The 24,272-nt window shown below is 65.8% G+C and carries 24 protein-coding genes and 1 pseudogene; 15 read left to right on the top strand and 10 right to left on the bottom strand.

Annotation, left to right across the window (positions count from 1 at the left end):
- Positions 1-24 precede the first annotated feature (24 nt).
- From I7X18_RS00310 to I7X18_RS00320, 3 genes are all read right to left on the bottom strand, one after another.
- A complete protein-coding gene (locus I7X18_RS00310; RefSeq protein WP_193045245.1) occupies positions 25-1,698 on the bottom strand; it encodes an Rv0964c family protein in 1,674 nt (557 codons plus the stop codon).
- 894 nt (positions 1,699-2,592) lie between these two features.
- Complete coding sequence (locus I7X18_RS00315; protein WP_193045244.1) at positions 2,593-2,757, bottom strand: hypothetical protein; 165 nt, start codon at positions 2,755-2,757, stop codon at positions 2,593-2,595.
- An 8-nt stretch (positions 2,758-2,765) separates the two neighbouring features.
- Positions 2,766-3,314, bottom strand: coding sequence for a hypothetical protein (locus I7X18_RS00320; RefSeq protein ID WP_193045243.1), 549 nt, complete (start codon positions 3,312-3,314; stop codon positions 2,766-2,768).
- 1,220 nt (positions 3,315-4,534) lie between these two features.
- Here I7X18_RS00320 and I7X18_RS29410 point away from each other — a divergent pair.
- A complete protein-coding gene (locus I7X18_RS29410; protein WP_226863276.1) occupies positions 4,535-5,356 on the top strand; it encodes a hypothetical protein in 822 nt (273 codons plus the stop codon).
- A 214-nt stretch (positions 5,357-5,570) separates the two neighbouring features.
- Here the strand turns inward: I7X18_RS29410 and I7X18_RS00330 are convergent, their stop codons facing one another.
- Positions 5,571-6,338 carry an SDR family NAD(P)-dependent oxidoreductase gene (locus I7X18_RS00330; RefSeq protein ID WP_193045242.1) on the bottom strand — a complete coding sequence of 256 codons (768 nt, stop codon included), beginning with the start codon at positions 6,336-6,338 and terminating at the stop codon, positions 5,571-5,573.
- A 127-nt stretch (positions 6,339-6,465) separates the two neighbouring features.
- Between I7X18_RS00330 and I7X18_RS00335 the strand changes: the two genes are divergently transcribed.
- Positions 6,466-7,092, top strand: coding sequence for a TetR/AcrR family transcriptional regulator (locus tag I7X18_RS00335; RefSeq protein ID WP_193045241.1), 627 nt, complete (start codon positions 6,466-6,468; stop codon positions 7,090-7,092).
- Positions 7,093-7,126: 34 nt separating this feature from the next.
- On the top strand, positions 7,127-7,579 hold the full coding sequence (locus I7X18_RS00340) for a YybH family protein (protein ID WP_193045240.1): 453 nt from the start codon (positions 7,127-7,129) through the stop codon (positions 7,577-7,579).
- A gap of 203 nt (positions 7,580-7,782) precedes the next feature.
- Here the strand turns inward: I7X18_RS00340 and I7X18_RS00345 are convergent, their stop codons facing one another.
- Both I7X18_RS00345 and I7X18_RS00350 read right to left on the bottom strand, forming a co-directional pair.
- On the bottom strand, positions 7,783-8,799 hold the full coding sequence (locus I7X18_RS00345) for an NAD(P)-dependent alcohol dehydrogenase (protein ID WP_193045239.1): 1,017 nt from the start codon (positions 8,797-8,799) through the stop codon (positions 7,783-7,785).
- Between the two features lie 49 nt (positions 8,800-8,848).
- Positions 8,849-9,745 carry an SDR family NAD(P)-dependent oxidoreductase gene (locus I7X18_RS00350; RefSeq protein ID WP_193045238.1) on the bottom strand — a complete coding sequence of 299 codons (897 nt, stop codon included), beginning with the start codon at positions 9,743-9,745 and terminating at the stop codon, positions 8,849-8,851.
- Positions 9,746-9,796: 51 nt separating this feature from the next.
- On the opposite strand from I7X18_RS00350, the gene I7X18_RS00355 reads away from it, so the two are divergent.
- From I7X18_RS00355 to I7X18_RS00400, 10 genes are all read left to right on the top strand, one after another.
- Positions 9,797-10,378, top strand: a complete 582-nt coding sequence (locus tag I7X18_RS00355) for a TetR/AcrR family transcriptional regulator (RefSeq protein ID WP_193045237.1) — start codon at positions 9,797-9,799, stop codon at positions 10,376-10,378.
- 400 nt (positions 10,379-10,778) lie between these two features.
- A complete protein-coding gene (locus I7X18_RS00360) occupies positions 10,779-11,711 on the top strand; it encodes a LysR substrate-binding domain-containing protein (protein ID WP_193045236.1) in 933 nt (310 codons plus the stop codon).
- 54 nt (positions 11,712-11,765) lie between these two features.
- Positions 11,766-13,124, top strand: a complete 1,359-nt coding sequence (locus I7X18_RS00365; protein ID WP_193045235.1) for an MmgE/PrpD family protein — start codon at positions 11,766-11,768, stop codon at positions 13,122-13,124.
- Positions 13,121-13,675: an MmgE/PrpD family protein gene (locus tag I7X18_RS00370; protein WP_193045234.1), complete on the top strand. Its 555-nt coding sequence runs from the start codon at positions 13,121-13,123 to the stop codon at positions 13,673-13,675. Before I7X18_RS00365 ends, I7X18_RS00370 begins: the two co-directional genes overlap by 4 nt.
- Positions 13,668-14,258 (top strand): tripartite tricarboxylate transporter TctB family protein, encoded by a 591-nt coding sequence (locus I7X18_RS00375; protein WP_193045233.1) that lies wholly within the window; start codon positions 13,668-13,670, stop codon positions 14,256-14,258. The genes I7X18_RS00370 and I7X18_RS00375 overlap by 8 nt, the downstream gene beginning before the upstream one ends.
- A gap of 52 nt (positions 14,259-14,310) precedes the next feature.
- A complete protein-coding gene (locus I7X18_RS00380) occupies positions 14,311-15,825 on the top strand; it encodes a tripartite tricarboxylate transporter permease (RefSeq protein ID WP_193045232.1) in 1,515 nt (504 codons plus the stop codon).
- Between the two features lie 51 nt (positions 15,826-15,876).
- Complete coding sequence (locus I7X18_RS00385; protein ID WP_193045231.1) at positions 15,877-16,875, top strand: Bug family tripartite tricarboxylate transporter substrate binding protein; 999 nt, start codon at positions 15,877-15,879, stop codon at positions 16,873-16,875.
- Positions 16,872-18,239, top strand: coding sequence for an MmgE/PrpD family protein (locus I7X18_RS00390; RefSeq protein WP_193045230.1), 1,368 nt, complete (start codon positions 16,872-16,874; stop codon positions 18,237-18,239). The genes I7X18_RS00385 and I7X18_RS00390 overlap by 4 nt, the downstream gene beginning before the upstream one ends.
- The gene (locus I7X18_RS00395; protein WP_193045229.1) at positions 18,236-18,919 is read left to right on the top strand and encodes an SDR family NAD(P)-dependent oxidoreductase; all 684 of its coding nucleotides are present in this window, start codon (positions 18,236-18,238) and stop codon (positions 18,917-18,919) included. Before I7X18_RS00390 ends, I7X18_RS00395 begins: the two co-directional genes overlap by 4 nt.
- Positions 18,920-19,022: 103 nt before the next feature.
- Positions 19,023-19,814: an IclR family transcriptional regulator gene (locus I7X18_RS00400; protein WP_193045228.1), complete on the top strand. Its 792-nt coding sequence runs from the start codon at positions 19,023-19,025 to the stop codon at positions 19,812-19,814.
- Here the strand turns inward: I7X18_RS00400 and I7X18_RS00405 are convergent.
- Together I7X18_RS00405 and I7X18_RS00410 are read right to left on the bottom strand one after the other, a co-directional pair.
- Positions 19,811-20,956 carry an MFS transporter gene (locus tag I7X18_RS00405; RefSeq protein WP_193045227.1) on the bottom strand — a complete coding sequence of 382 codons (1,146 nt, stop codon included), beginning with the start codon at positions 20,954-20,956 and terminating at the stop codon, positions 19,811-19,813. The genes I7X18_RS00400 and I7X18_RS00405 overlap by 4 nt on opposite strands.
- A 128-nt stretch (positions 20,957-21,084) precedes the next feature.
- Positions 21,085-21,477 carry a VOC family protein gene (locus I7X18_RS00410; protein WP_193045226.1) on the bottom strand — a complete coding sequence of 131 codons (393 nt, stop codon included), beginning with the start codon at positions 21,475-21,477 and terminating at the stop codon, positions 21,085-21,087.
- Positions 21,478-21,701: 224 nt separating this feature from the next.
- Here I7X18_RS00410 and I7X18_RS00415 point away from each other — a divergent pair, with 224 nt between their 5' ends.
- Positions 21,702-22,139 (top strand): GlcG/HbpS family heme-binding protein, encoded by a 438-nt coding sequence (locus I7X18_RS00415; RefSeq protein ID WP_232375372.1) that lies wholly within the window; start codon positions 21,702-21,704, stop codon positions 22,137-22,139.
- Positions 22,140-22,247: 108 nt separating this feature from the next.
- On the opposite strand, the pseudogene I7X18_RS00420 reads toward I7X18_RS00415, so the two are convergent.
- Positions 22,248-22,496, bottom strand: a pseudogene (locus I7X18_RS00420) (steroid C27-monooxygenase); the annotation flags it as partial.
- 447 nt (positions 22,497-22,943) lie between these two features.
- Between I7X18_RS00420 and I7X18_RS00425 the strand changes: the two are divergent.
- Positions 22,944-23,375 (top strand): Hsp20/alpha crystallin family protein, encoded by a 432-nt coding sequence (locus I7X18_RS00425; RefSeq protein ID WP_193045225.1) that lies wholly within the window; start codon positions 22,944-22,946, stop codon positions 23,373-23,375.
- Positions 23,376-23,434: 59 nt separating this feature from the next.
- Here I7X18_RS00425 and I7X18_RS00430 read toward each other — a convergent pair whose 3' ends face one another.
- A complete protein-coding gene (locus I7X18_RS00430) occupies positions 23,435-24,229 on the bottom strand; it encodes an IclR family transcriptional regulator (RefSeq protein WP_198730510.1) in 795 nt (264 codons plus the stop codon).
- Positions 24,230-24,272: the final 43 nt, after the last annotated feature.

Here is a 24,272-nt window from a genome sequence, read left to right on the forward strand (position 1 = left end):
GGTGCATCAGCGAAGTCTTTGTGGTCATGATCCCGGCGCAACTCCACCTTCCGGTGTCACGATCTGCGACGGTGGCAGACCGGCGATGATCGCGCCCATGTTTTCCAGGGCGGGGTTGGACTGGCTGTCCCAGTAGCTGCTGTGGGCGTCCACGCTTCCGATGATGCCCGTTGGGTCCCAGCTGGGGCCGGGATCGGCAACCAGGCGCGTGGCGCCGAAATCCGTGGCAAAGGGGTCAGCCCCGAGGGTGGCATCAGTGGCCAGGCTGATGATGTCGTTTCGGGCAGTCATCGAGTAGACGTTGGCACCTTCGGTCAGGCTCAGGTTGCTCGCGTGCTCGGTGAGCATGCCAGGACTGCCGACAGCGATGACGTTGTCAGCGGCGAGGTGATTGCCACCGGTCGCGGCGCCACCAACCAGTGTCGACCCGTAGCTGTGCCCGATGACGGTGTCGACGGCGGGCACCGCGCCGGTGTGCGAAGCGTGCATACCGTTGATGAAGGAGTCCAGTCCAGCACCTCCGGTCTCGGCGCGGCCGGGGAATGCCGCCTCGCCAAGGTTCATCGGCCGGTCATAACCCATCCAGGTTGTCACGGCTACGTCATTGGCGGTGAGGTCTGTATTGGCATTGAGGGTCGCGCGGAACATTTCCTCGGACTTGCGATCGCTGCCTTGGAAGGCTCCCAGATCTTGGCCGGTCCCAGGCACGAAAGTCGCTGTGTGACTGGCGGTGTCCGGATTGCCGATGGACACTGCCGCATGACCTTGGTCGTCGACCATGGCCAGCAGCCGGGGAGCGCCGTTCTTGTTCTCGATAACACCGTTGACGGCCTTATACCCGTCCATCTGATGGCGTGCCGCAGCCAGCTGTGGCCCCAGCGCTGCCATTTCGTTGCCGGTCGCGGCGGTGTGGTCACCCATGTACACCTGCCGCGCCAGTTCGTCATAGCGCTGCTGCATCTGATCGATGTTGCCTTGCGTGGTCTGCATCAGCTCGTCGAGATGCTGGCGGTTGTAGATGTTCTTGTCCACGAACGGCATTCCTGGGTGATTGCCGATGCTGTGATCGCGCTCGTAGAGCCAGTCCTTCTGCTCGGTGGTCAGCTGTTCCCAGAGGTCGTTGAACTGCTGCGGATCCTCGGGCAGCGGCTTGCCTAGCGCCTCTTGGATTTCGGGCCGATTGTCGTGCGGCGCGTCCGGGATCGGTGATTCTCCGATCGCCATGTTGATCGCCCGGGCCAGTTCCTGATCGACCCGGGCGGCCTCGGCGATGATGGCGTCGAGCTCCGGTTGCAGCTGCATCTGCTTGAGCGTGATCTCCATCGGAGCGGCCCCGACGGCGCCGGGCCCCGGCTCAACGGTGTTCGTGACGGGATCGACGATCATGCCCAACCGATCGGCCTCGTCGCGAAGCTGCGACAACCTGGATTTGACCTGTTCGATATCGTCGGCGGCCGCCCCGGCCGCCTGGGCGACGGCCAGTGACTCGTTGCCGTGTGCGTCGAGATCGCGCCGGGTGCGCCCGATGGCGTCTTTGGCGGCGTCGGACGCGTCGCCACCCCATGAGCCGAAGGCGGGTAGGTCGGCTATCCCGTTTGCGGCTTCGCGGGCCGCTTCTGCTCGGCTGCGGGTCGCGTGGAACACCTCACGTACATCGCCGGCATCCCAGCGATCGATCTCCTCGACGGAAACGGTCACCAGCGGAGACCGTCAGAGGCCAAGGTCGGGCGCCGGCGCCTGGCGTCCAGCCGCATCGAGATCGGCGGCCGCGCTCTCGTCGATGCGCGCGTATGCGTGTGCGCCGCTGCAGACTGTGCCCGTGCTCTACCAGTTGCCCGTACAAGGTCGATGTATCGGCCTGCCACTTCGTCACCGCGGCACCCAGTGCGACGGCACCGCCAGCGGGCACGCCACGGCTGGCGGCCGCGATCTTGTCGTCCGCCTCCGCGTGCCGTGCGCGCATCCCGTCAGCATGCGTGTCGACAGTTGCTGCCGAGATCGTGAGGTCATCGGTGACGACCTGCAGTGCCTGCGGCATAGCGCCCCCTCGTCCTACAACCTGCGTCTATCTAGGATACTGCGGCACTCGGCGTGGTCCGTGCAGCATTCTCGACAGCGAAGGGCCTTTGCCCGGTGACCGCGCCGTATGCCTGCCGGCTCGAGTGGAATCCCGAGCGGAAGGGGTCCGGTCGAAAATTGGCGGGGTTACCTGGCTGGATCTGCCGGGCGGGTTTCTGGCGACGGATTGCACCCCGCTGACCATCGAGATCGTTCTGCGAGTAGCCGATGCTGGCTGCTGAGTCGTGACCCCCGGGGGCCGATCATCCGAGCCAGGATGTTTTGCTTCAGCGGGATACCGCGGACCAAGATCACGAGCACTGACGTTCGGAGGGCACAGAGAGGGCGGCGGCGGAGGACAAGCCCGACGGTGAGCAGGTGGGCAATGGGGGGCGCCAGCCAATTCCTGCGCGGACGGCTCGAACTTCCTACACCGGCCCTTCGGGCGAGCCACATCCCGAGCCTACAAATCCGCCCATGATTCAGCGAGACCGAATCAGGCGCGTTGCTGGCGCTCCGCATCGTGGCGGTTCGCTACCGGGTCAGTTCGACGAGTTGGCCTCGGATCGCCCAGCGGTGATTCTCGGCCAGTCCCTGTTCGGCAGTGAAATCGGGTGGGAGCAGTTCGCCGGCGACGCACATCTCGTCTGATGGCTGCCATTGGACGCCCGCACCGAACGGCTTAACCAACTGTGGCACCGCGCAGATCACCGCGTTCCGTCGATCCAACAAGAGTTCAGCAATCTCCCGAGGATCTTCCCCGAGCGCCGATGCGATTCGTTGCGCCACTGCCGGCAGGACCTCCATGTCGGTGTGAGCCTGGTAAGCGCAATCACGCCGTCAAAGACGCGCTTCACCAGTGCGCCCCACACTGGGCGCTGGCCGGTCGGTGGACGGACCGCCACACGCAGCGCGAATGGCATGTCGAGCGCGCGAACCGGCCCGTAGACCTGACCCGGCTTGCGCGACAGCGCCAACCAAATCTGAGCCACCGTCGGAATCTTCTGCGGTCCGCCGATGTCGACCCACCCGAACGAGGCAAGCTCTCGACCAAGCCGCCAGTCGGCGAAGGCGCCGTCTCGTGATGAAAGTGCGTACCGGTAGCCGAACGGATACCCGAACCCATCTCGCGCTGCCGGCACACTCGCGCCGTGTTCAAAGCGAATCCCGTTGCTGCCGGCCACTTTGAAGGTGCCGACGTTGTAGAACAGGAGGTTCTCGACATCGGCGGTGGAGTGTTTGGCTCCGAAGTACATTGCGTGCAAGACCTCATCGGCCGCTGGTGTGAGCCGGTTGCATCGACTCCGGATCTCACCGCGCAGACTCTCTAACCATGCGGGCCGCCGCCCATGGGAAATGTAGTGCGAGGACCACGCCTCGACCACACGTCTATCCAGCGACGGACCGTGAACAACAGTGCGCCCCTCGGCTCCCGGCGCCGGCGAGTCTAAGTGGTCTACTCGGTTCGACTCGGCCGGGCCAGGTCTTCTATCCCACGAGCATGGGCCACGGTGCGGGTCTTGCTGGACGTCGCCGAGAAGCCCGCGGCCACTGTGGTCGCGGGTTGGGTGCACAGCGTCGTCGCCAGCGGGGATAGTTTCGTCGGTTCTGGGCCCAGTGCCGAGTTCGCCTGCGCACGACTCGGTGTGGGCGGTCGTCGTCGAGGTGGCGAGGCCACTCGTGGGGCGGCAGGCCCCGCAGGGCTGGATCGCCTGCGTGACGGTGTCGGTGGGCCATCGACTGAGGTCGGCCAGCAACTCTGCGCAGCGCTTTACGTAGGACTTGGTGAGCACTTTCCCAGGGCTACTTCGGCCGTTGATCCTCCCGCAGTCGGCACGGTGCAGGCGGGCATCGGCCGCGCTGTAGTTGCGTTGGATGTTGAGGACATAACCCCCGGGGTGGTCCGCGAGCCACTGCAGATAGCCGTCGTCATCGTCGCGGAACTCAACGGTCCGTGCCATAGCCCGCCATTGTGCCTCCGCCAACGTTGCTGACGCGAGCGGATTCGCTCCGACGGTAAAGCTGGGCTGCCGACTACCAAAATAGACAAAGGCCGTCGCTTCGCTGGGAACGAATTGCAGGGCGCTAACGAATTGGCGGTCGTGGTGCCGGAATGATCGTGGGACAGGGGCTCCAGTCCGGGAGGCGCTCATCACGCTCGTCCCCCCTAGCCCGTTTCTGACGTCGGGCGGCGAAGACGTCCGATCAACGGCCATAACGCACCGTTGCGTTAACTGCAAACTATCCGCCGCCGCGTGGACTCGAGCGCGTTCCTCCTGCTGATGTCATCCTGCAGAAGTGCGCCGCAACGAGCCGCTAACCGTTCGCCAGGTCGAGGTGTTGCAGTGGATCGGCGAGGGCTGCCCGGACGGGGTCTGGCGAGACTTCTCCTATAAGACCACCGCCTACGCGTTGGCTTCGCGGGGCTTGGTGACGGTGAATCGCCGCCGCAAGCAATGGTCTGCGACCCTCACCGATGAGGGCCGGTTGGTTCTACCTCGCGCACGGCCACCACCGTTCGGGGCGGGATCCGGTCAGCACCACCCATGCCTCCTCCGAGTCGGAACCGGTGGCAAACGATCTCGCATCAGCTCTCCTCGCAGAACTCACCTCCGCAGGCGGCCACGTCGCCGTGGCATCCCCATCGCAGCAGCAGCGGGCGCGGTATCGGCGGGCCATCCACCGCCTGAAAACCGAGCACCGCGTCCCCGACGGCTACGTCCTTCGCCACACAGGCCGTGATCACGGTGACCTCACCATCCGGCTCATCCGCGAGGCCGACGAACCACGACCGCAGCCCCCGGTGACGATCGCCGTGCCTCAGACGACGGGGGCGGTGTCGGATGCGGTGCGGGCCATGGCCGCCCAGGTGAGGATGGCGGTAGCCTTCGGCGCCCCAACAGCAGCGCCGACCTGGCAACCAAGCGATCGGCAATGCTGCGCCCAGTCGATCGTCACCGTGACTCTGACACCCACTCAGCTCAAGAAGACGCAATGGGGACCGGTTGGCGGGAGCTGGGAACACACGCTGTACTTCGAGACAGCGCGCGCCCGAACCGAGCAGACGTTCAGCATGCCCAAATCCGCCCACATCACCAAGCTCGTCGACCTCAAATGGGGCCCGCGACGCGAACCGATGGTCAAGCTCCTGATGGCCCTCGCCGTGGCCAGCACTAATCACCGCATTCAGAAGACCTACCGGTTACGCCAGGCCCGTGAGGAATCCATCGACATCCGGCGGCGCCAGCGCTGCCACCACCTCGGACATGAACCCGCCAAGACACCGCCCCTGACCTGACGAAACCCAACCCGAAGCGGGCCGCGCGAACACCGCGCCGGCCCGCTTCGGCGTGCCCGACGAGCCAGATAAATCCCGCGCGAGATCTCCCAACCATGGCAACCGCGCCCACCGAGCTGTCTCCGCCACAGATCGGCAAGCCCGACTCGAGGCTGAACTCGCCGATGAAATCGGCGCCAAGGACTCGTCAAGCGCATTGACTGGTAGTGCCGGGCTACTGGAGTGCGGGTCCGAGGAGCAGACCGCCGTCGATGACGAGTTCGGAGCCGGTGGCGAAGGCGGCTTCGGGGGAGGTGAGGTAGAGCAGCGCGTTGCTGATCTCTTCGGGCTGGGCGAGTCGGGGCACGGCGAACGGGTCGGGGGAGAAGGACTCGGCGATGCTGGGCTGACCGGGCACGGTCGGTTCGTTGATCAATGGGGTGGACACCACGCCGGGGTGGATGGCGTTGACCCGGATGTTGTCGCGGCCCAGCTCTAGGGCGGCGGTCTTGGTCAGTCCGCGGAGCGCCCATTTGCTGGCGACATAGGGTGCGAAGAAGGCAGTGCCGCCGTAGGCCATCGCCGACCCGATCGTGACGATCGATCCTCCGCCGGCCCTGCGTAGCGAGGGGGCGACGTGCTTGATCGCCAGGAAGTGGCCGGTCACGTTGACCGCGAGGATCTGCTGCCACACCTGCAGATCGGTGTCCTCGATCAGGGCGGCGGGGTTCTGGACTCCGGCGTTGCTAACCAGGATGGTGACGGGGCCGAAGTGATCCTCGGCGTCGGCAACCGCCCTCTGCCAGGCAGTCTCGTCGGTGACGTCCAGCGGGAGGAATGCTGCCCGCTCGCCAATCTCCCGGGCCAGCGCCTGGCCCGCCTCTTCGTTGCGGCCGCCGATGATGACGCGGGCCCCGTGGGCGGCATAGGCGCGAACGTGGCTGGACCCCATCCCGCTGGTCCCTCCGGTGACCAGGACGACGGCGTCGTCGAATTGCGACATTTCTGCTCCTTCAGGGATCTGGCGACCCGATATGGTGAGGTGAGTAACTCACCTCAAGGTAAGCCCGAGGCCGCAGGTAAGTCAATGCACTCGCCTTACCGTGGCCCCGGGGTGTATACCGGAAGCCATGACGGCCCCGCCGCAGACCTATCACCAGCGCGTTGCCGGAGAGAAGCGCGCCGCGATCATCGCCGCGGCGGCCTCGCTGTTTCTGGAGCGGGGATACGCCGACACATCCCTGGCACGGATCGCCGAGGTGGCCGCGGTGTCGACCGCGACGCTGTTCAAGCAGTTCCCCACCAAGGCCGAACTGTTCGCCGCAATGGTCGTCCAGTATTGGCAGCTGTCAGGCGCGGACCTGCAAGCACCTGCGATCGGGGATCCCGCCGCCGGCCTTCAGGTGCTGGGCAATCGCTACGTGGAGTTGATGTCTCGCGACGAGATGGTGGCCTTGTTCCGGATCGTGATTGCCGAGGCACCACGATTCCCCGATCTCGCCGAGGCTCAGTTCACCTTGGGCAAGGCGCCGTTCTTCAACTCGGTCAAAGGCTATCTGAGCGACGAGCACTCGGCGGGGACCCTCGACTGTGGTGATCCCGAGTTGGCGGCCACCCAATTCCTGGGCATGATCTCCAACTTCGCGTTCTGGCCACGCCTGCTCCTGATGGATTGGCATCCGAGCAACGACGACCTACAACACACGGTCGACGAGGCGGTGCGCGTCATCATCGCCCGATACGGCTCGCCGACCTGACACCTATCCACTTTGCCGACCCACGGAGACCGCAGTGAGCAACAGCGACAACACCATCGAGACCATCGAGACCATCGAGACCATCTTGCGTGAGGCGACGGCTGCCGTGGCACGCCACGACATCGACGGTCTGATGGCGATGTTTCACGACGTGCCGCAGACCTTCGTCTACGACTTCTCCCCACCCCGTCGCATCGACCTAACCGAACTTCGCGAAAGCTTCACCGCCATGACCGAGGCCGCCCAGGGGCCGCTGACATGCGAAGTCGTCGAGGTCGCGACCGACGTCCTCGCCGACGACATCGCCTGGACCGCGGCCATCATGCACGTCACGGCGTCCATGAAAGACGAATCCGAGCTGAACATCACCTACCGGGCAACCGACCTCTGGCGCAAAATCGACGGCCGCTGGGCAGTCATCCACGAACACGCCTCCATGCCCGTCAATCCCCTCACCGGACAAGCCGACCTGCAATCCACCCCATGACACCGATGGCCGTCGCACCGCGGGCGACCCATGCACCGGCAGAGCCCGGCACCACACCACCCGATGTCACCCAACCTCACCTGAACTCCCGCCGACCCGGTCTGCCTGGCCCACAGCTGAGACAAGAACTGGTCAACCCTCAATCTCAAGTCTCTAGAACCGAGACAGCATGGGGCCCTGCTTATTTCAAGTAGAGCAGGCTCTTACTGCGCTGCTACGACAGCCCGATAGCGGACGTCTCCTGAGCGCACCCGGCCGATTGCCTCGTTGATGTTGGGCATCGGGAAAACGTCGACTTGTGGCCGCACTCCGGTGCGGGCAGCGAAATCGAGCATTTGCATGGTCTCGCCGGGGGATGCGACCAGTCCACCGGCGATCCGTTTTTCGGAGAAGACCAGCGATAGGGCGCTGAGCTGCATTGCGCTTTCCGGTACGCCAACTGTGATGAGGGTTCCCTGCGGCTTCAAGGCGGCCAAGTAGTCATCCCAGGGGATGTCGGCGGACACGGTGCTGATGATGAAGTCCAATGTGCCTGACGCCATGGCCAATTCGTGTGTGCCGCGAGTAGTGATGAAGTGGTCGGCGCCCAGTTCGAGGGCGTCGTTGCGCTTGTCCGGTGACGACGAGATGGCGGTAACCTCGCACCCCCAGGCGCGGGCGAACTGGATGGCCAGATGGCCGAGACCGCCGATGCCCACTATGCCCACGTGATCGGTCGGCTTGATGCTGTGCCGGATGAACGGTGCGTACACCGTGACACCTCCGCAGAGCAGCGGACCAGCGTGCAGCAGTTCAATGGCCTCAGGTAGGGGGTAGGCGAAGCGCCAGTCGCTGGCCCGCACCGAGGACGCGAACCCGCCTCGATCACCGCGGAATGCGGTGCTGTCTCTGCTGGCGCAGAGTTGTTGGCGACCGGTTACACAGTATTGGCAGCTCATGCAGGATCCGGCGACCCCACCGACAACGACACGTTGGCCGACCGCGAGGCGTCCGGTGTCGACCAGCGTCCCAACGGCCCTCACGATGCCTGCGACCTCATGGCCTGCGACGACCGGAACCCCTGCGCCCCAGTCATTGTCGATCACCATCAGATCGGTGTGGCATACCCCGCAGTGAGTGACCTCGACGTCGACTTCTAACGGTCCTGGTTCGCCGGCGTCGTACTCGTAGAGCGTGAGATCGGCGCCTGGGGCGAGGGCGGCGTAGGCATTGACTCGCATGCGATTTACCTTCCGGGTTGGCTATCGAGGAGGTCGGAGGGCTGCGGACTCAACGGCGAGTAGGAGCGGAGTCGAGTTGGGCGTTTTCCTTCGGCAAGTGAGGCCGTAGAGCGGCGGCGAAGATGCGGTCGAGTAGACGATCGGGCAGTAGTCGCATCACCGGGAGCAGCGCGGCTTCGCGGTCGACGGTGTAACGCGTGCGTGGCTTGCGTGCGGTGATGGCCTTGGCGATCACCGCGGCCGCGGCCTCGGCGGGTACTCCCGATTTCGTCGACGCTTCAGCCTGAGCGTTGACTGCGTGCACCAGCCCGCCGTATCGGTGGCGCTGCGCAGGTGTCATCGCGGCGAGCGGATCGTGGGCGCTGGCGATGGCTCTGCCGAGCATCTCCGTGCGCACAGCGCCAGGTTCGATCACGACCACCTGCACCCCGTGGGGGGCCACCTCGCGTCGCAGCGAGTCGCTCATCGCTTCGAGCGCGAATTTCGTGCCCGCGTACGGACCGTAGGTGGCCATCGCGATCTTGCCTCCCACCGAACTGATATTGACCACCCGGCCCCCGCTCTCGATCAGCGTCGGCAAGAGCGCCTGAATCACCGCGACGTGGCCGAACAGGTTGACCTCGAACATGTCTCGCCACTGATCAATCCCGAAGACCTCGATCGGAACGTTGGCCTGCACCGCGGCGTTGTTCACCAACGCCCGCAGTGGCCGGCCCCGCGGATCCTCAGACACCCGACTGGCAAGCGCTCGGATCTGGTCGGAATTGGTGATGTCCAGAATCAGCGGCTCGACATTCGCCGCCTGGATGGCGTCGGCGTCGCGTTCGCGCCGAACACCGGCGAGCACGTGGAACCCCCGCTGGGCCATCTCGCGGGCCGTGGCCGCCCCGATACCGGTAGAGGCACCGGTGATCACAATCAGCTCATTTTCAGTTGACATCGTCATCTCACAAGCCTTGCGGAGTCAGATGACAGTGTCAACTAGGATGGTCGGACTATGAGTCGCGAGGAATCAGCGGCTGCCACCCGCCGCACCCTGCTCGACCAGGCCGCCCTGCTGCTGGACGTTGGCGGTCTCGACGCGGTGACGTTGCGCGAGGTCGGTGCTCGCGCGGGTGTGAGTCGGGGTGCGCCGTACCGGCACTTCGCGGACAAGGAGGGTCTCCTGACCGCGGTGGCTGCGGAGGGCTGGAAACGCCTCGGTGATCACATGCAGGAGTTGCAAACCGAAGTTGGGCTTTCATCTGTCGACAAGCTGCGCGCGGCGCTGAATCACGTCATCACCGTCAGCCGACAACAGCCCCACCTGTACCGGCTGATGTTCAGCCCCCCAGCAGGGGACCCAACCGCAGTGGTCCGCGCCGCGCAACGCATGTGCGACGAGTTCCTCGCCATCGTCGCCGGCGTCGCCGGCAATGATCGCGCTGAGCGCTACGCCGCCATACTCCTGACTGGTGCACATGGTGCCGTAGGCCTGGAAATGAGTGGCCTTCTGCACACCGACAAGTGGCAGACCACGGCCGAAGAACTCACCGACAACCTGCTCGCCCTCATGAACGACGCCGACCATCGAGCCTGACTGAAACTGGCCACACCCCTCGGCTCATACTGATCGACGTGTTCTCACGGTTGCCTCTTCGGCATCATGTCATGGTGATCTGAGGCCGACCCTGAGCTTCACAGACGCTTACGACAGAGCATCCGATAAAGCTGCACTCCCAATGAGACTGGATGTGATCGGTCCCGTTTCTCTAGGAATGAGACAGCAGCTATATCGGGGGGTCGTCCACAAGGACCGGCTCCGGAGGCTCCCGGAACGGGCGGCGCCAGAGGTCGCCCGTCTCATCTGCGAACTGCATCTGCGAACTGGATGTCGGCTCGGACCTCACCGGGGCCCGCGACGTTGACGGTTCTGGAACGCGGGGCCGATTGCTTCAGAAGCCATGGGGATCGGGCGCGGCCGCCGCGATGATCAGTCGATGACGCACGACGGGATCAAAGACGTCACTTTCGTTGATCTGGAGACGTTCGTGGCGTTTGCGCGCTCGGAGCATTTTGGGCACACGGCGGCCGACCTGGGGGTCAGCGTCGCCACCGTGCAGCGCGTCGTCCGGTCGCTGGAGCGCAAACTGGGGGTGTCACTGATCGAGCAGTCGGGTCGACGGGTCCGCATGCTGCCGGCTGGGCGGGTGCTCGAGCGGGAGGCGCACGCCGTACTGCGCGGCAGGCAGGACGCGATCTCCAACACACGCGCCGACGCCGGCCACACGAGTCTGCTGCGGACAGCCCACACCTTCTCACTCGGGCTCGGTTTCGTCCCCGACGTGCTCGCCGAACTGCTCGAGCAGGTCCCCGGAGTGCGGTTCCGCTGCTGGCAGGGGTCGGCGACCGACGTCATCGCAGCGCTGCTGCGCGGTGAGGCGGACGTCGCCTTCACTTCGGTGGCTCCCTCTGAGCGCGACTTCGTGGTCGAGCCGTTGTTCACCGAGGCGCTGCTGCTCGCCCTGCCCGCAGACGATCCGTTGGCGTCGGCTGGCAGCGCCTCGCTCGACGATGTGCGCGACCGCCCGTTCGTAGCCATGGAGCTTGGCGCGAGCAGCCGCACATCGATGGTGAATGCCTGTGCCAGAGCAGGATTCGTGCCACGTATTGCCGCGGAAGGCAATGATCTGTTTGTTGTCGAGTCGATGGTGGGTGCGGGTATCGGCGTCTCCCTGGTGCCGCAGGGGATGACCGACCATCAGCACCCCCGCGTGGTGCGGGTACCGATCGCCCACCCGCTGATCCCGGACCGGACGGTCCTGCTGGTGTACCCGCGGGCGAGCGCCCAGTTCGCCAACGTGCAGGTGCTGAGCAAGATCGCGCTTCTGCGCGGCCGGATGCGCCAGGAATCGTTCCAGAAATTGCAATGATCCTGTCTCTAGGCGGCGTTGTTCGGCCCGATCGGCCTTCGTAGCGTTCACCGCATGTCCACCTCTGTGTCTCAGCGCACATCTCGATTCAGCCATGACCTGGCTCACGCTGCCTCCCGCCCGCTACCCGACGGTGCCAACCGCGCCGCGCGACGGTCGTTGTTCAACGTCCTCGGCACCACCATCGGCGCGGCCACCTCACCGGCCGTGGAGGTGATGCTCGCGACCGCGAGCGGACTCGAGGTCAGCGGGCCGGTGCCCGTTCTGGGCCGACGCGACACCGTCGACCGGCACTGGGGTGCGCTGATCGCAGGAACGGCCGGTCACTACGACGATTTCGACGACACCCACCTGGCCACGGTGATCCACCCCGGCGCGGCGACACTCGGCGCGCTCGTCGCCCTGTCCGACACGCCCGTGTCCTCGGGTGAGGTGTTTTTGCGCGCGTTGGCGCTCGGGTGTGAGGCCCAACTGCGGATCGGCAACGCCATCTCGCCGAACCACTACGACCGTGGGTGGCACATCACCGGCACCTGCGGGGTCTTCGGCGCGACCGTGGCCGCTGCGGTGATCCTCGGCTACGACGCCGACCAGTTGGAAGCCGCCTTGGCTGCGGCATCGACGATGACGCTGGGTCACCGTGAGGCATTCGGGTCGATGACCAAGCCGTTCCACGCGGGTAAGGCCGCCGCGAACGGGATCCTCGCGGCCCAGCGTGCTGCCGACGGCGCTGCCGCCTTCCATGCCCTCGGTGACGACGGCATCCTGACGATGTTCGCCGACGCCGTCGACGACGTGGAGCTGTTCGGATCGTGGGATCGTGACTGGGAGTTGGAGCGCAACGCGTTCAAGCCGTACCCGTGCGGAATCGTGGCGCACCCGGCGATCGACGCGGCGATCGAAGCCAGCGCGCAGGTAACTGCCGACACCATCGTCGGAATCGACGTGAGCTGCCACCCCCTGGTGCCGGAGCTGATGGGGATCGAGCAACCCGCCGACGGGCTGCAGGCGCGGTTCTCGGCCCGGCACGGCGTCGCCGTCGGACTGCTCGACGGCATCGTCGGCCTGGCACAGTTCAGCGACACGCGGGCCACGTCGGCCGACGCCACCCGGTTGCGGGCCGTCACCAGGTTGGTCCCGGGCGACGACTGTGCCCGCGACGCGGCGACGGTCACGGTGCACTCGTCCGACCGCCACGACGTCGTCGCGCACGTCCCGCACGCCCGGGGCAGCCTGGCCCGCCCGCTCACCGACGCCGAGTTGCTGGCGAAGGTGAGCGCTCTCACCGAGCCGGTGCTCGGGGACGGCAGCGGTGCCGCACTTCTGCGTGCGGTCGAAAACATCGGGACACCGACAGGATTCGCCGACGTGCTGTCCGCAGCGCTCCCGGCACACGAGAGGGAACAGGTATGACCTACATCGACGACATCGTGACGTTCATTGCGACCGCTGAATCGAAGGCCGACGATCAGTCGCCCGAACTCGAATGGGGCGCGGTACGGGCCGCCGTCGACGCCGCGGCCGAGCACCTCCCGGGGGCCGACACGTCGCTGGCCTACGCGGTTGGCTGCGTAGTCGCCGAAGAGGTTGCGGCGGTTCTGGATTCGGCGAAGGCCGCAGACGGGTGGAGTCGACGCAGCGTCGCCGGAGTGATCGGCGCGGGCGCGGCGGTCGGCCGTCTGCTGGACTTCGACGACGCCAAGCTGCGCCACCTACTGGGCCTGTGCGCGACACAGGCGACGGGTCTGCGGAGCCTCGACGACACCGACACCGGCTCGCTGCAGGTTGCCAAGGCCGCCGTCGACGCGGTGGAGGCCGCGTTGCTGGTGTCCAACGGCTTCACCTCCTCGGCAGACGGACTGACGGGCCGCAGAGGCCTCTTCGCACTGATGGCGCCGGGTGCCACGCCGCCGTCGACGTTCGACGGAGGAACTCGAACCGAGGGGGTGCGCCATCGTGAGTGACTCGAGCGGGACGGTCGATGCTCGACAGAAGTTCCCCGAGCCGAATCTCCCCGAGTCGCCCCTCGACCTCGAGGCTGACAAGGAACCGCCGACGGAGGAGGAGCTTCGGCTGACCCGACGGGTGCACGTAGTGCTCGGCACCGTCGTGGCGGCGCTGGGTGCGTGGCTGCTGTACCTCAGCTCGACGGATCTGCCGTTCCGCGGTGACAACGGTGAGCCAGGGCCGGGGTTGCTCCCGGTGCTGTTGACGATCTGCCTCATTGCACTCGGGTTGTTGCTGTCCGTGGTCTCGGCGTTCGGACCCCGCGCGCGCAGTAGCGAGGCGCCGACGCTCTCGTTCGGCCGGACCGAGATCAGCCGGGCACTCATGGTCTGGCTGGCGCTGGCGGTCTCCACAGCACTGCTCGAGCCCGCAGGCTTCCTGGTGGCGGGTGAGGTGCTGATCCTGGCGATCATCCTCGTCGTCGAACGGATGCGCTCCATCCCGCAGGTCATCGCCCTTGTGCTGTTGCCGCCGGCGATGTACCTGCTGTTCGACGTGCTGCTCGAGGTCCACCTCCCGATCGGAACCATCTGGCAATGAACACATTCGAAGGTTTACCCGGGCAACGCCCAACCGTGATCGGAGGTAGTCGATGGACGCGGTGAACGGTCTGCTGTCGGGCCTCGAGGCCGCGCTCACGCCGACGAACCTGATGTGGCTCGTGGTGGGCTGCCTTTTGGGCACATTGGTCGGGATCCTGCCCGGCCTCGGCCCCCCCGCGACGATCTCGATCCTGCTGCCGTTGGCCACCGGCTTCGACCCGGCCACGGGCCTGATCATGATGGCCGGGATCTACTACGGCGCCAAGTACGGCGGATCGACCACCTCGATCCTGATGAACATCCCCGGCGAGTCATCCTCGGTCGTCACGTGTCTCGACGGCTACCAGATGGCCAAGAAGGGGCGGGCAGGCCAGGCACTGGGCATCGCGGCGATCGCCTCGTTCGTCGCAGGCACCATCGGCGTCATCGGGCTGACGTTCCTGGCGCCGGTGGCGGCCGACGTTGCGGTCAACTTCGGTCCGCCCGAGTATTCGGCGTTGATGATCTTCGCCTTGCTGTTGGTGATCATGCTGGCGGGCGACTCGCTGATCAAGGGGTTCATCTCGATGTTCCTCGGGCTGTTCCTCGCCACGATCGGTACCGACCTCTTCTCCGGCGAGCAGCGCTTCACCGGCGGCCAGATCGAGTTGGCCGGCGGGGTCGAGTTCATCGCGCTGTCGATCGGAATCTTCGCCATCGGCGAAGTGCTGGTCAACATCGAGCAGAAGACGCAGAAGCCGTTGTTCGCGGCTCCCAAGAAATTTCGCGAGATGTTGCCGTCGGGCAAGGACATCAAGCGGTCGACGCCGGCCATGTTGCAGGGCGGCATCGTCGGCTTCGTCATCGGGATCCTGCCCGGCGCCGGTTCGACCGTGGCTTCGTTCGTGTCATACATCATCGCCAAGCGGACGTCGAAGCACCCGGAGGAGTTCGGCAAGGGCGCCATCGAGGGCGTTGCGGCACCGGAGGCGGCGAACAACTCTGAGACCGGCGGGGCGATGGTGCCGTTGCTCACCATGGGTATACCCGGATCCGGCACCGGCGCAGTGCTTTTAGGTGCCTTGGTGCTGTACGGACTCAACCCGGGGCCGCTGCTGTTCCACGAGCACGCCGACGTGGTCTGGCCGATCATCGCGAGCATGTACTTGGGCAATATCGTCCTGGTCATCATGAACCTGCCGATGGTGCCGTTCTTCGCGAAGCTGTTGAACACGCCGTACAAGGTGCTCTACCCGGGCATCCTGCTGATCTCGGTGATCGGCGTGTTCAGCGTGAACTTCTCGGTGTTCGACGTCTGGCTGCTGGTGATCTTCGGACTGCTCGGCTACGCCATGCGCAAGCTCGACATACCGCCTGCCCCATTGGTTCTCGCCTTCGTTCTCGGCCCGATCGCCGAGAACTCGATCCGCCAGTCGCTGCTGCTTTCGGACAACAGCCCGATCATCTACCTACAACGGCCCATCTCAGCGGTGCTGATCGGCCTGTCGGTAGTGCTGCTGGTGGTGCTGTCCTTCGGCCGCCGGACTCGCAAGGTCCGCGAACAGATGGTCGATGTCGATTCCTGATCTGCAACAAAACCTCAACAACTCTCAACAACGATTCCCAAGGTGGATTTCATGATTCGTGTCAGCAAAGTTCTCACCGTCACGGCCACGGCCCTGTCTGTGCTCGGCGTAGCTGCGTGCGGTAGCAGTACTGAGCAGGCAGAGGGGAGCCGGTCGGATTCGGTCGAGGTGGTCACGCATACCGCCGTCGGTGGCGGATCGGACGTGTTCACCCGCCAGATCATCAAGGTGATGTACGACAGCAAGATCATCTCCAAGCAGTGGCCGGTGCGCAACGTCCCCGCAGGCGATGCGATCGGCGCCATGTCGTATCTCATCGATCGGCCGGGGAACGCGGGCTTGATCGCTCAGGTGACGCCGACGTGGTTGGCCACCCCGATGACCATCGCCGACAGCCCGGTGAACCTGGACCAGCTGACCCCCATCTCGCTGGTCGCCACCGAACCACAGGTCGTCGTGACCAAAGCGGGCGGTGAATTCGGCTCGTTCGCCGATTTCGTCGACGCCGCCAAGGCCGCGCCGGACACGCTGGTGCAGGCCGGCGGCTCCAGTACCGCCAACGATGCGCTGACCCGGTCGGTGCTGCAGGACACCGTGGACGCCAAGTGGAAGTTCCTGTCGTTCGAGGACACCGGTTCCCGCATCACCGCGTTGCTGCGCGGCGACGCCGACATCATGCTGGGCAGCGCCTCCGATGTCGCCGAACAGGTCCGCGCGAACGAACTCTCAGTGATCGCCGTGGTCGGCAAGGACCGCCTGGAGGCCTTCCCCGACGTAGCGACCACCGAAGAGCAGGGCATCGACTCCTCACAGGTGCCCGTGCAGTTCCGCGCCATCATGGGCGCACCCGACATGCCCGAGGACGCCGTTCAGGGATACCAGGACGACCTGTCGAAACTGGTCGAGACCGATGGCTGGAAGTCCCTGGCCACCAACGACGGTCTGGTGACCCAGAACCTGCAGGACGCGGAACTCACCGAGTATCTGGCGCAGCAGAAGGAGATCGTCGGCACCCTCCTCGGCGATCTGGGTCTGAGGAAGGATCAGTGACCGAAGCTGCCCGAGCGTCCGGCTTGACGTCGGCGCTGGCGGGGTATGCGGCGGACCTGCAGTTCGTCGATCTGCCCGACGCGGTGGTGCATGAGGCCAAGCGCGCGTTGATCGACCACGTCGGGGTGGCGGTCGCCGCGTCCGGCCATGCCTCTGTCGATGCCCTGATGCGGGTATCGGCCCGGCTGACCGGGCCCGGCCCGTACACAGTGGTCGGTCGCGGGGAGACCGCGACCATGCCCTACGCGGCGCTGACCAACGGGTTCGCCGCGCACCTGCTCGATTACGACGACACCTTCAACCCCGGTGACACCACCGTGCACGGAAGCGCCCCGGTCTGGCCGGTGATCTTCGCGCTCGCCGAGGATCGTGCGGTTACGGGGCGGGAGGCGTTGACGGCTTTCGTCGCGGGTTTCGAAACGGAGTGCCGGCTGGGTCGCGCGGCGGGTGATGCGCATTACGAAATCGGTTGGCACGTCACGGGAACGGTCGGCCACATCGGCGCCGCGGCTGCTGCGGGCCGGGTGCTGAAACTCTCCCCGCACGTTCTCACCATGGCGTTGGGCAGCGCTGGCACCCAGGCAGCGGGACTGAAGTCGGTGTACGGCACCGACGGCAAGCCGCTGCACGCCGGCAAGGCGGCGATGGACGGTTTACTGTCGGCGGTAATGGCCCAGGAGGGCATCACGTCGTCGTCTGACATCATCGAGGGCCCGCGCGGCATCCTCGCCGTGATGTCGACCGATCCGGCGCCGGTGAAGCTGCTCGAGGACCTCGGCGCGCGGTGGCACCTGTTGGCCAACGGGTACAAGGCGTACCCCAACGGATCGCTCACGCATCCCGCGATCGACGCGGTGCTCCAGCTGCGAGCGCACCACGGATTCGTCGCAGCCGACGTCAAACGTGTTCGCGCGAGGGTGAACTCGAAGGCGGCGACGGTCACCGGCAAGGTAGATCCGCGTACCGGGCTCGACGCCAAGTTCAGCTTGACGCATGCGGTCGCGGTGGCGCTTCTTGCCCGTCGTCCTCAACCCGAGCACTTCACCGACTCGGCGGCGCTGGATCCCGAGATCGCCGCCGTCCGTGAGCTCGTCGACGTGGTGTCCGACGCCGCGATCGGCAAGCGTGCGGCCGAGGTGACAGTGGAGTTGGCGGACGGCGCAGCGTTGACGTGCCGCATCGACGACAACAAGGGCACCCCGAACAACCCGCTCTCCGACGAGGAACTGACCGAGAAGTTCACCGACAACGTCACACCGCGCCTTGGCGCCGAAACCGCTGATGTATTGGCCGCGGCGTGCTGGGCAGCAGAGGATGCCGAGGACTTCGCGGCGATCGTGCGGCTCACGAAGCTGCCGTCGTGAGCGGTGTCGCAGTGGTGACGGGCGGCGCCCGAAATCTCGGCCGCTCCTTGGTGCTGGCGTTGGCGCGCTCCGGCTACGACGTCGTCGTCAACGCGAAGACCGATGCCGAGGGCGCCGAGAAGACTGCAGCACAGGCCCGCGCCCTCGGCGTGTCAGCGACCGCTGCGCTCGCCGACGTCGCTGACCCGGACGAGGTCACGCGCTTGTTCGAGGCCGTCGACCGGCTCGGCCCGCTGCGGGTCTTGGTCAACAACGCCGCACTGCGCACCCGGGTCCCCGTGTCGGAGCTGACGATCGAGGACTGGCAGGCGGTCCGTTCGGTGACGCTGGACGGCGCGATGTACTGCGCTTTGGCGGCGCTACCGAGGCTGCGCGCCACGGGCGACGGCCGAATCGTCACGATGATCGGCGGCAACGCGCTGCGGGGCGACCCGGGCCGTGTGCACGTATCCGCGGCCAAGCACGGCCTGATCGGGTTGACGAAGGCGCTTGCGGCGGCGTGCGCCGACGACGGCATCACCGTCAACGCCGTGTCCCCGGGAAAGATGCGGCCTGACAACGCAAGCGAGCCGGAAGCCGAACGCCGCCGCGGCATGGTCGCGGAGACCGTCGCGTTCCTGGCCTCACCGGCCGCATTCGGTGTCACCGGGCAGGTCATCGAGGTCGGTCCCGCAACCTGAGTCGGTAAACAGGGGAAAGCACGATGTCGAGACGCGTCGCATCAAGGGTCACTTGAACATTCGAACCCCGAACGTAAGACTTCGGCGCCTGTAGCCTTCTTGAGTGCAGAAAGCAAGGCCGGAGAGCGAAACGGGCCCTGCCTACCCGATCGCCTCGGTGAACAACGCGCTGTTGCTACTGCTGTTGTTCCGGGACCAGCAGCGCGTGCGCCTGACCGAGGCGTGCAAGTACCTTGGCGTCGCCCATTCGACTGCCCATCGACTGCTGGCCATGTTGGCCCACCACGGTTTCGTTCAGCAGGATCCCGTGACTCGCGCCTACGTCGCGGGACCGGCACTGGTGGAAGTCGGGCTGGCCGTCGTGGGTTCGCTGGACATTCGTGAACAGGCTCGACCGGTGATGGAGAATCTGAACGCCGCGCTCGGCGAGACAGTGCACCTCGGCGTGCTGGAGGGCGTCAACGTGCGGTACGTCGACGCGGTGGAATCCGAACGCGCTCTTCGCGTCGTGGCGCGCACCGGCACGCTGGTGCCCGCCCACTGCACCTCGCTCGGCAAAGCACTCCTGTCTCAGATGACCGATCGGGAGGTCGCCGATTTGTACCCGACCTCGGCCGAGCCCTTCGCGTCCCGCACCGACCGGTCGATCACCACTCAGGCGGCGCTGATGAAGGAGATCGTCAAGGCCAGGAATCGCGGATACGCAGTGAACTCCGGTGAGACCGAGGACGACGTGGGTTCGATAGCCGTGGCGTTTCGCGACCTGGCTGGGCGGATGGCGGCAATTGCGGTGGCTGCCCCGTCCAGCCGGCTGAGCAGGCAACGCATCGCGCGTATCGGCGAGTTGTTGATCGAGACCATCGCCAAGGCGCCAGACTCCCCTCGCCGGATCTAGAGGTCGGCCGCCGGGGCGTCGGGCCCATGCCGGGCACTGGTCAGTCCGGCGACGGCGGTGGCGAGCATGACGACGGCCAGCAGGACGAAGGCGGTCTGAATACCGAGCCACCCCGACACGGCTCCTGCGGCGGCCAGGCTGACGGTCTGGCCGAGACGATTCGTCGCCACGCGTAAGCCGAGCGCGGAACCGCGGCTGGTGTCGTCGACGAGGTTGACCACCCAGTCCATGGTCGTCGTCTGGGACAGGCCGAGGGCGAAGCCCAGCACCGACATCGCCATGATCATCACTACGAGGTTGTCGCTCACCGCCAGAATCACCATGCAAGCGGATCCGCTGACGGTTGCGATCACGGTGAGCCGCAGCGTCGGTACCCGACGGACGAGGGCGGGCGTGCCGGCCCGTGCGAGCAGCGCGCCCGTCGAGCTGATCCCGAGCAGCAGGCCGACCTGAGACGAGGTGAGCCCGATCGCCGCGCCGAGGAGTGGCACGTAAACCAGGAGTAAGTCGATGCCGCTCTTGGCGGAGAAGCTCGTCATGAGGGCTGCCGGCATCCCTCGTCGGCGCACCAGGTGCCACACCCGCTCGGCGCGGCCGGCGCGGACCGTCGACGCGGAGATCCGCGTCCGGAGGGCCAGAAGTGCGGGCGGTAGTCCGGCGACGAAGACGAAGGCGGCGACCAGCAGGGCCGTTGATGTGGCACCCACCGTGGGTTCCTCGGTCCGGCCGATGACGACGCCGCCGAGCACGGGTCCGACGATCTGGCCGAGCGCCGACACGGTAGTCAAGATGCCGAACCGGTTGATGCGCGGAAGCGGGCTCAGAGCCTGGGCCATGATGCTCTGCGCACCTATGGTGCCTGACATGTGGCCGACACCCAGAACCATTGTGGCGAGTGCGATCAGCGGGATGGCCTCGGCCACCACAAGCGCAAAGGACGCGGCTGCCGCAACGACCACGCCAGACCCGAGAAGTACGGCGGGATGGTGCTTGTCGGCCCAGCGCCCGAAAGCCACGGCCAGCAGCACCGGCGGGATGGCGAAGCAGGCTGCGGTCAGACCGACGGTCGCGCCGTCCGCACCGAGCGCAAGAAGGCGGTAGGTCGAGACCGGCCGAGCCAGTGTGACCGCGACTTGCAGCAAGAAGATTCCGGCGACCGTACCAACGAGCCACCAGGGTGGCGGGGCATGCCCCCGGAGGGATCCGGTCGAGCCTCCCATGAAGCAGCCGATCCCTCGGTCGGTCGAGAGCGGGTGGTCGTTGCCCGTGATCAGAACTTCCAGCCCCGCTCCGGCGTGGCAACGTCCACCTCGACACCGTCGGGGTCGCGGAACTTGAAGAACCGCGGCGGGTCGGCCTGCTCCGAGCCGTAGACCTCGATGCCCCGTTCCTTGAGGGCGGCGATGACGGTGCCGGTGTCCTCGATCGTCACACCAATGTGGTTGGGGCCCATGGCACCGTAGGTCCACGCCGAGCGTTCGATTTCCGGATCCGGTTCTAGCAGAGAGAAATTGACCTCTCCGTCGCTCAGGTCGATCGCCTTGCCGGGGTAGTGCCCGGGGGTGCGGACGTCGCCGAGACGCTTGAACCCGAGCACGTTCTCGTAGAATTCCGCTGTGGTCTCGAGATTCTGGACGACGATTCCAAGGTGTCGGATGCGCACCTGCAGTCCTCTCTCACTCTGACCGCCAGCACTGTCCGTAATGGAGAAATGCTGTCTGCAAAACAGACTGTAAGGGCTGGTCACGGACAGTGTCAATGCGACTCGGTCCACCCCATGCCGGGGGTGATCGCTCAACACCTTGGCCGTCGAACATCCACCGACCGGTTCGAACGCCTGATCTCGGCACCATCGCACGGTGTGCCTGGTGGACGTATGTTGTCGTCGTGCTGAGCGCGATGAACGTAGACCTCTCGACGGCGTCACGCATCGTCGCCGCGGTCCATGCCGAAGCCGTACGGCGGTCGGTTCTGGTCTCCGCGGCGGTGGTGGACGCAGGCGGTCATCTCGTGGCCTTCGGCAGGATGGACGGAGCTGAGATCGCCGGCCCCGTCCTCGCTGTCGACAAGGCGTTCACCGCTGTTGCCAACAGAGTCGCGACCTCGGAGCTTGCCCGCCTTGCCGCACCCGGCGGAGACCTCTTCGGCCTGCACGCCAATGGTGGCGGGCGGTTCGTGATCTTCGGCGGTGGCGTTCCGATCTTCGCCAAGGGCGACATCGTGGGTGGTGTCGGCGTCAGCGGTGCGAGCGCGGCCGATGACGAAGGCTGCGCTCTTGCCGGTGTCGCCGTTGTCGATCTCGGCGCCCTTCCAGGCCAGTCGTAGACCGCGTCGAGCCCCGCAGCTCGCCAATGATTCTCAGCACTGACCGAGGACAACCGGCGGGCGAGTTGACCTACACGACCGGCGCGCTGGACCTCGAGCGCGGCACCTTCACCTACGCAGGCGATCTTGACCGCCGTTGTAGTCGACCTGCCAGTGTTTGACGCCGTTGATCATGCTTGATCGCAAGCGCTCGGGAGTTCCGACGGACTTCAGGTCGGGAAGGTGATCGGCGATCGCGTTGAACATCAAGTCGATGGTCATCCTCGCCAGGTTCGCGGAACGGTAGAACAGCACCAACCGCTGACCCTTCTCGATCGGAACGTCGCCGAGTCGGGTATCGGCCAGCGCGGTGCGCTGAGAGCGGCTCCGAGCGGCGCAACTCGGCCAGTTCCTGCACGGGCAGACGGTAGGCGTTGACGTCGGGATCGGTGAAGTCGAAGCCGGGCGGCAGTAATGGAGTGGGCATCACAGCTCCTCTCGATCTCTTCCGCTCAGGAGTACCTCAGCCCGGCGCTGGGGTGTCCGGTACCAACAGAATGCCCGCGTGCCACACCGCGCCGAACCGCATTGCGTGGACATGCCCCGCGCTGTCGATGCGGACAACACCGAAGCGACCGGGAGCCGCCGGCAATGCAGTCGCCCGTCAGAGGTTTGGGAACTATGAGGTGGGTCACACTCACAACGTCGGGTGCTGGTGCCTGCCTCTCAGGGGCCGCGCACCGAGGGACGTGAACCTCCCCCACCGCGCCCGTCGTGAAGTGACCGATTCCGAGGTGGTGACTCCGCCTCGACAATGGAGGACCAATGACCAACGTTCCCGCTCAGCGCACACGCTCGCTGTTCCCCGACCTCGCCGAGATCTTCTCCGGCTTCCCTTCGTGGGGCAATATGCGGCCGCTGCTCGATACCAACCTGATGCGTCTGGAAGAAGAGTTAGGCGACGGAAAGTACGAAGTTCGCGCCGAGATTCCTGGGGTGGACCCGGCCAAGGACATCGACATCTCGGTCAATGACGGACGGCTGACCATCAAAGCCGAACGCACCGAGAAGACCGAGCAGACCGGACGTTCGGAGTTCAGCTACGGATCGTTCACCCGCAGCATCACGCTGCCCAAAGGCGCCGATGAGGACGCCGTGAAGGCCAGCTACGACCAGGGCATCCTCACCGTGACGGTACCCATGTCCGATAAGGAGCCCCAGGCCAAACGCATCGAGATCGAAACGAAGTCGTCCTGACCGTCGGAGGCGCACCAAGAGGTGTGCCTCCGAGGTATCGGGCTTAGTTGTGCGACTTCTCATCGGCGATGCCGGTGACCTGATATCGCCGATGTGGCAGTGAGATTCGCGGCAGCCTGGGTCACCGCGCTGATCATGGCCCCGAGCCGTGCGCGCGAGACATGCCGCACGGTGACAGCGCTCAGAGCCGCGATAACGGCGCCGTCGCCGTCGAAGATGGGTGCCGCGACGCCGGTGACGTCGGGGTCGACTTCGGCGTGTCCCACGCAGTATCCAAGACGCCGGATGTCGGCAAGGCGAGCGATCAGTGCCTCGACATCGGTGAGCGTCTTGGCGGTGAACTGTGTCAGCGGTTCTCGTGTGAGGGCAGCCCGGGCCTGCTCTTCCGGTAACCAGGCCAACAACACCAAAGCGGACGCGCCGGCGTTGATCGGCATGCGGGAGCCGCGTTCATAGCTGAGTCGCAGGCGCTGGGTCGGGGATTCGGATCGTTCCAGGCATACAGCAGCGCCGTCAACGTATTTGGTGAGCAGGATGGTGTCGTCGAGTTCCTCGGCCAGAGCCCGCATGACGGGCACCGCGGTTTCGCTGAGGTCGTACGACCGTAGCGCGAGCCGTGAGAGCTCTATTACGCGGGCTCCCAGCCGAAATCCACCCCCAGGAGCCTCTTCGAGGAAGGACGCTGCGACCAACGTCTGCAGGTAGCGGTAGGCCGTGGACCGCGCGACACCCAGAGCTTGGGCCACTTCGGCGGCCTGGATCCGCAAGTGATTGTCGCTGAAGAGACCGAGGATGGTCAGCGCCCGATCGGCGGTGCTGTTGCTTTCTCGATAGCTGCCTGCCGTTGACGCCACGCCGCCGACCCTAGTCCTGACATCCAGGAAATAGCTGCCAGCA

The sequence above is a fragment of the Mycolicibacterium baixiangningiae genome (assembly GCF_016313185.1).
Taxonomy (GTDB): Bacteria; Actinomycetota; Actinomycetes; order Mycobacteriales; family Mycobacteriaceae; genus Mycobacterium; species Mycobacterium baixiangningiae.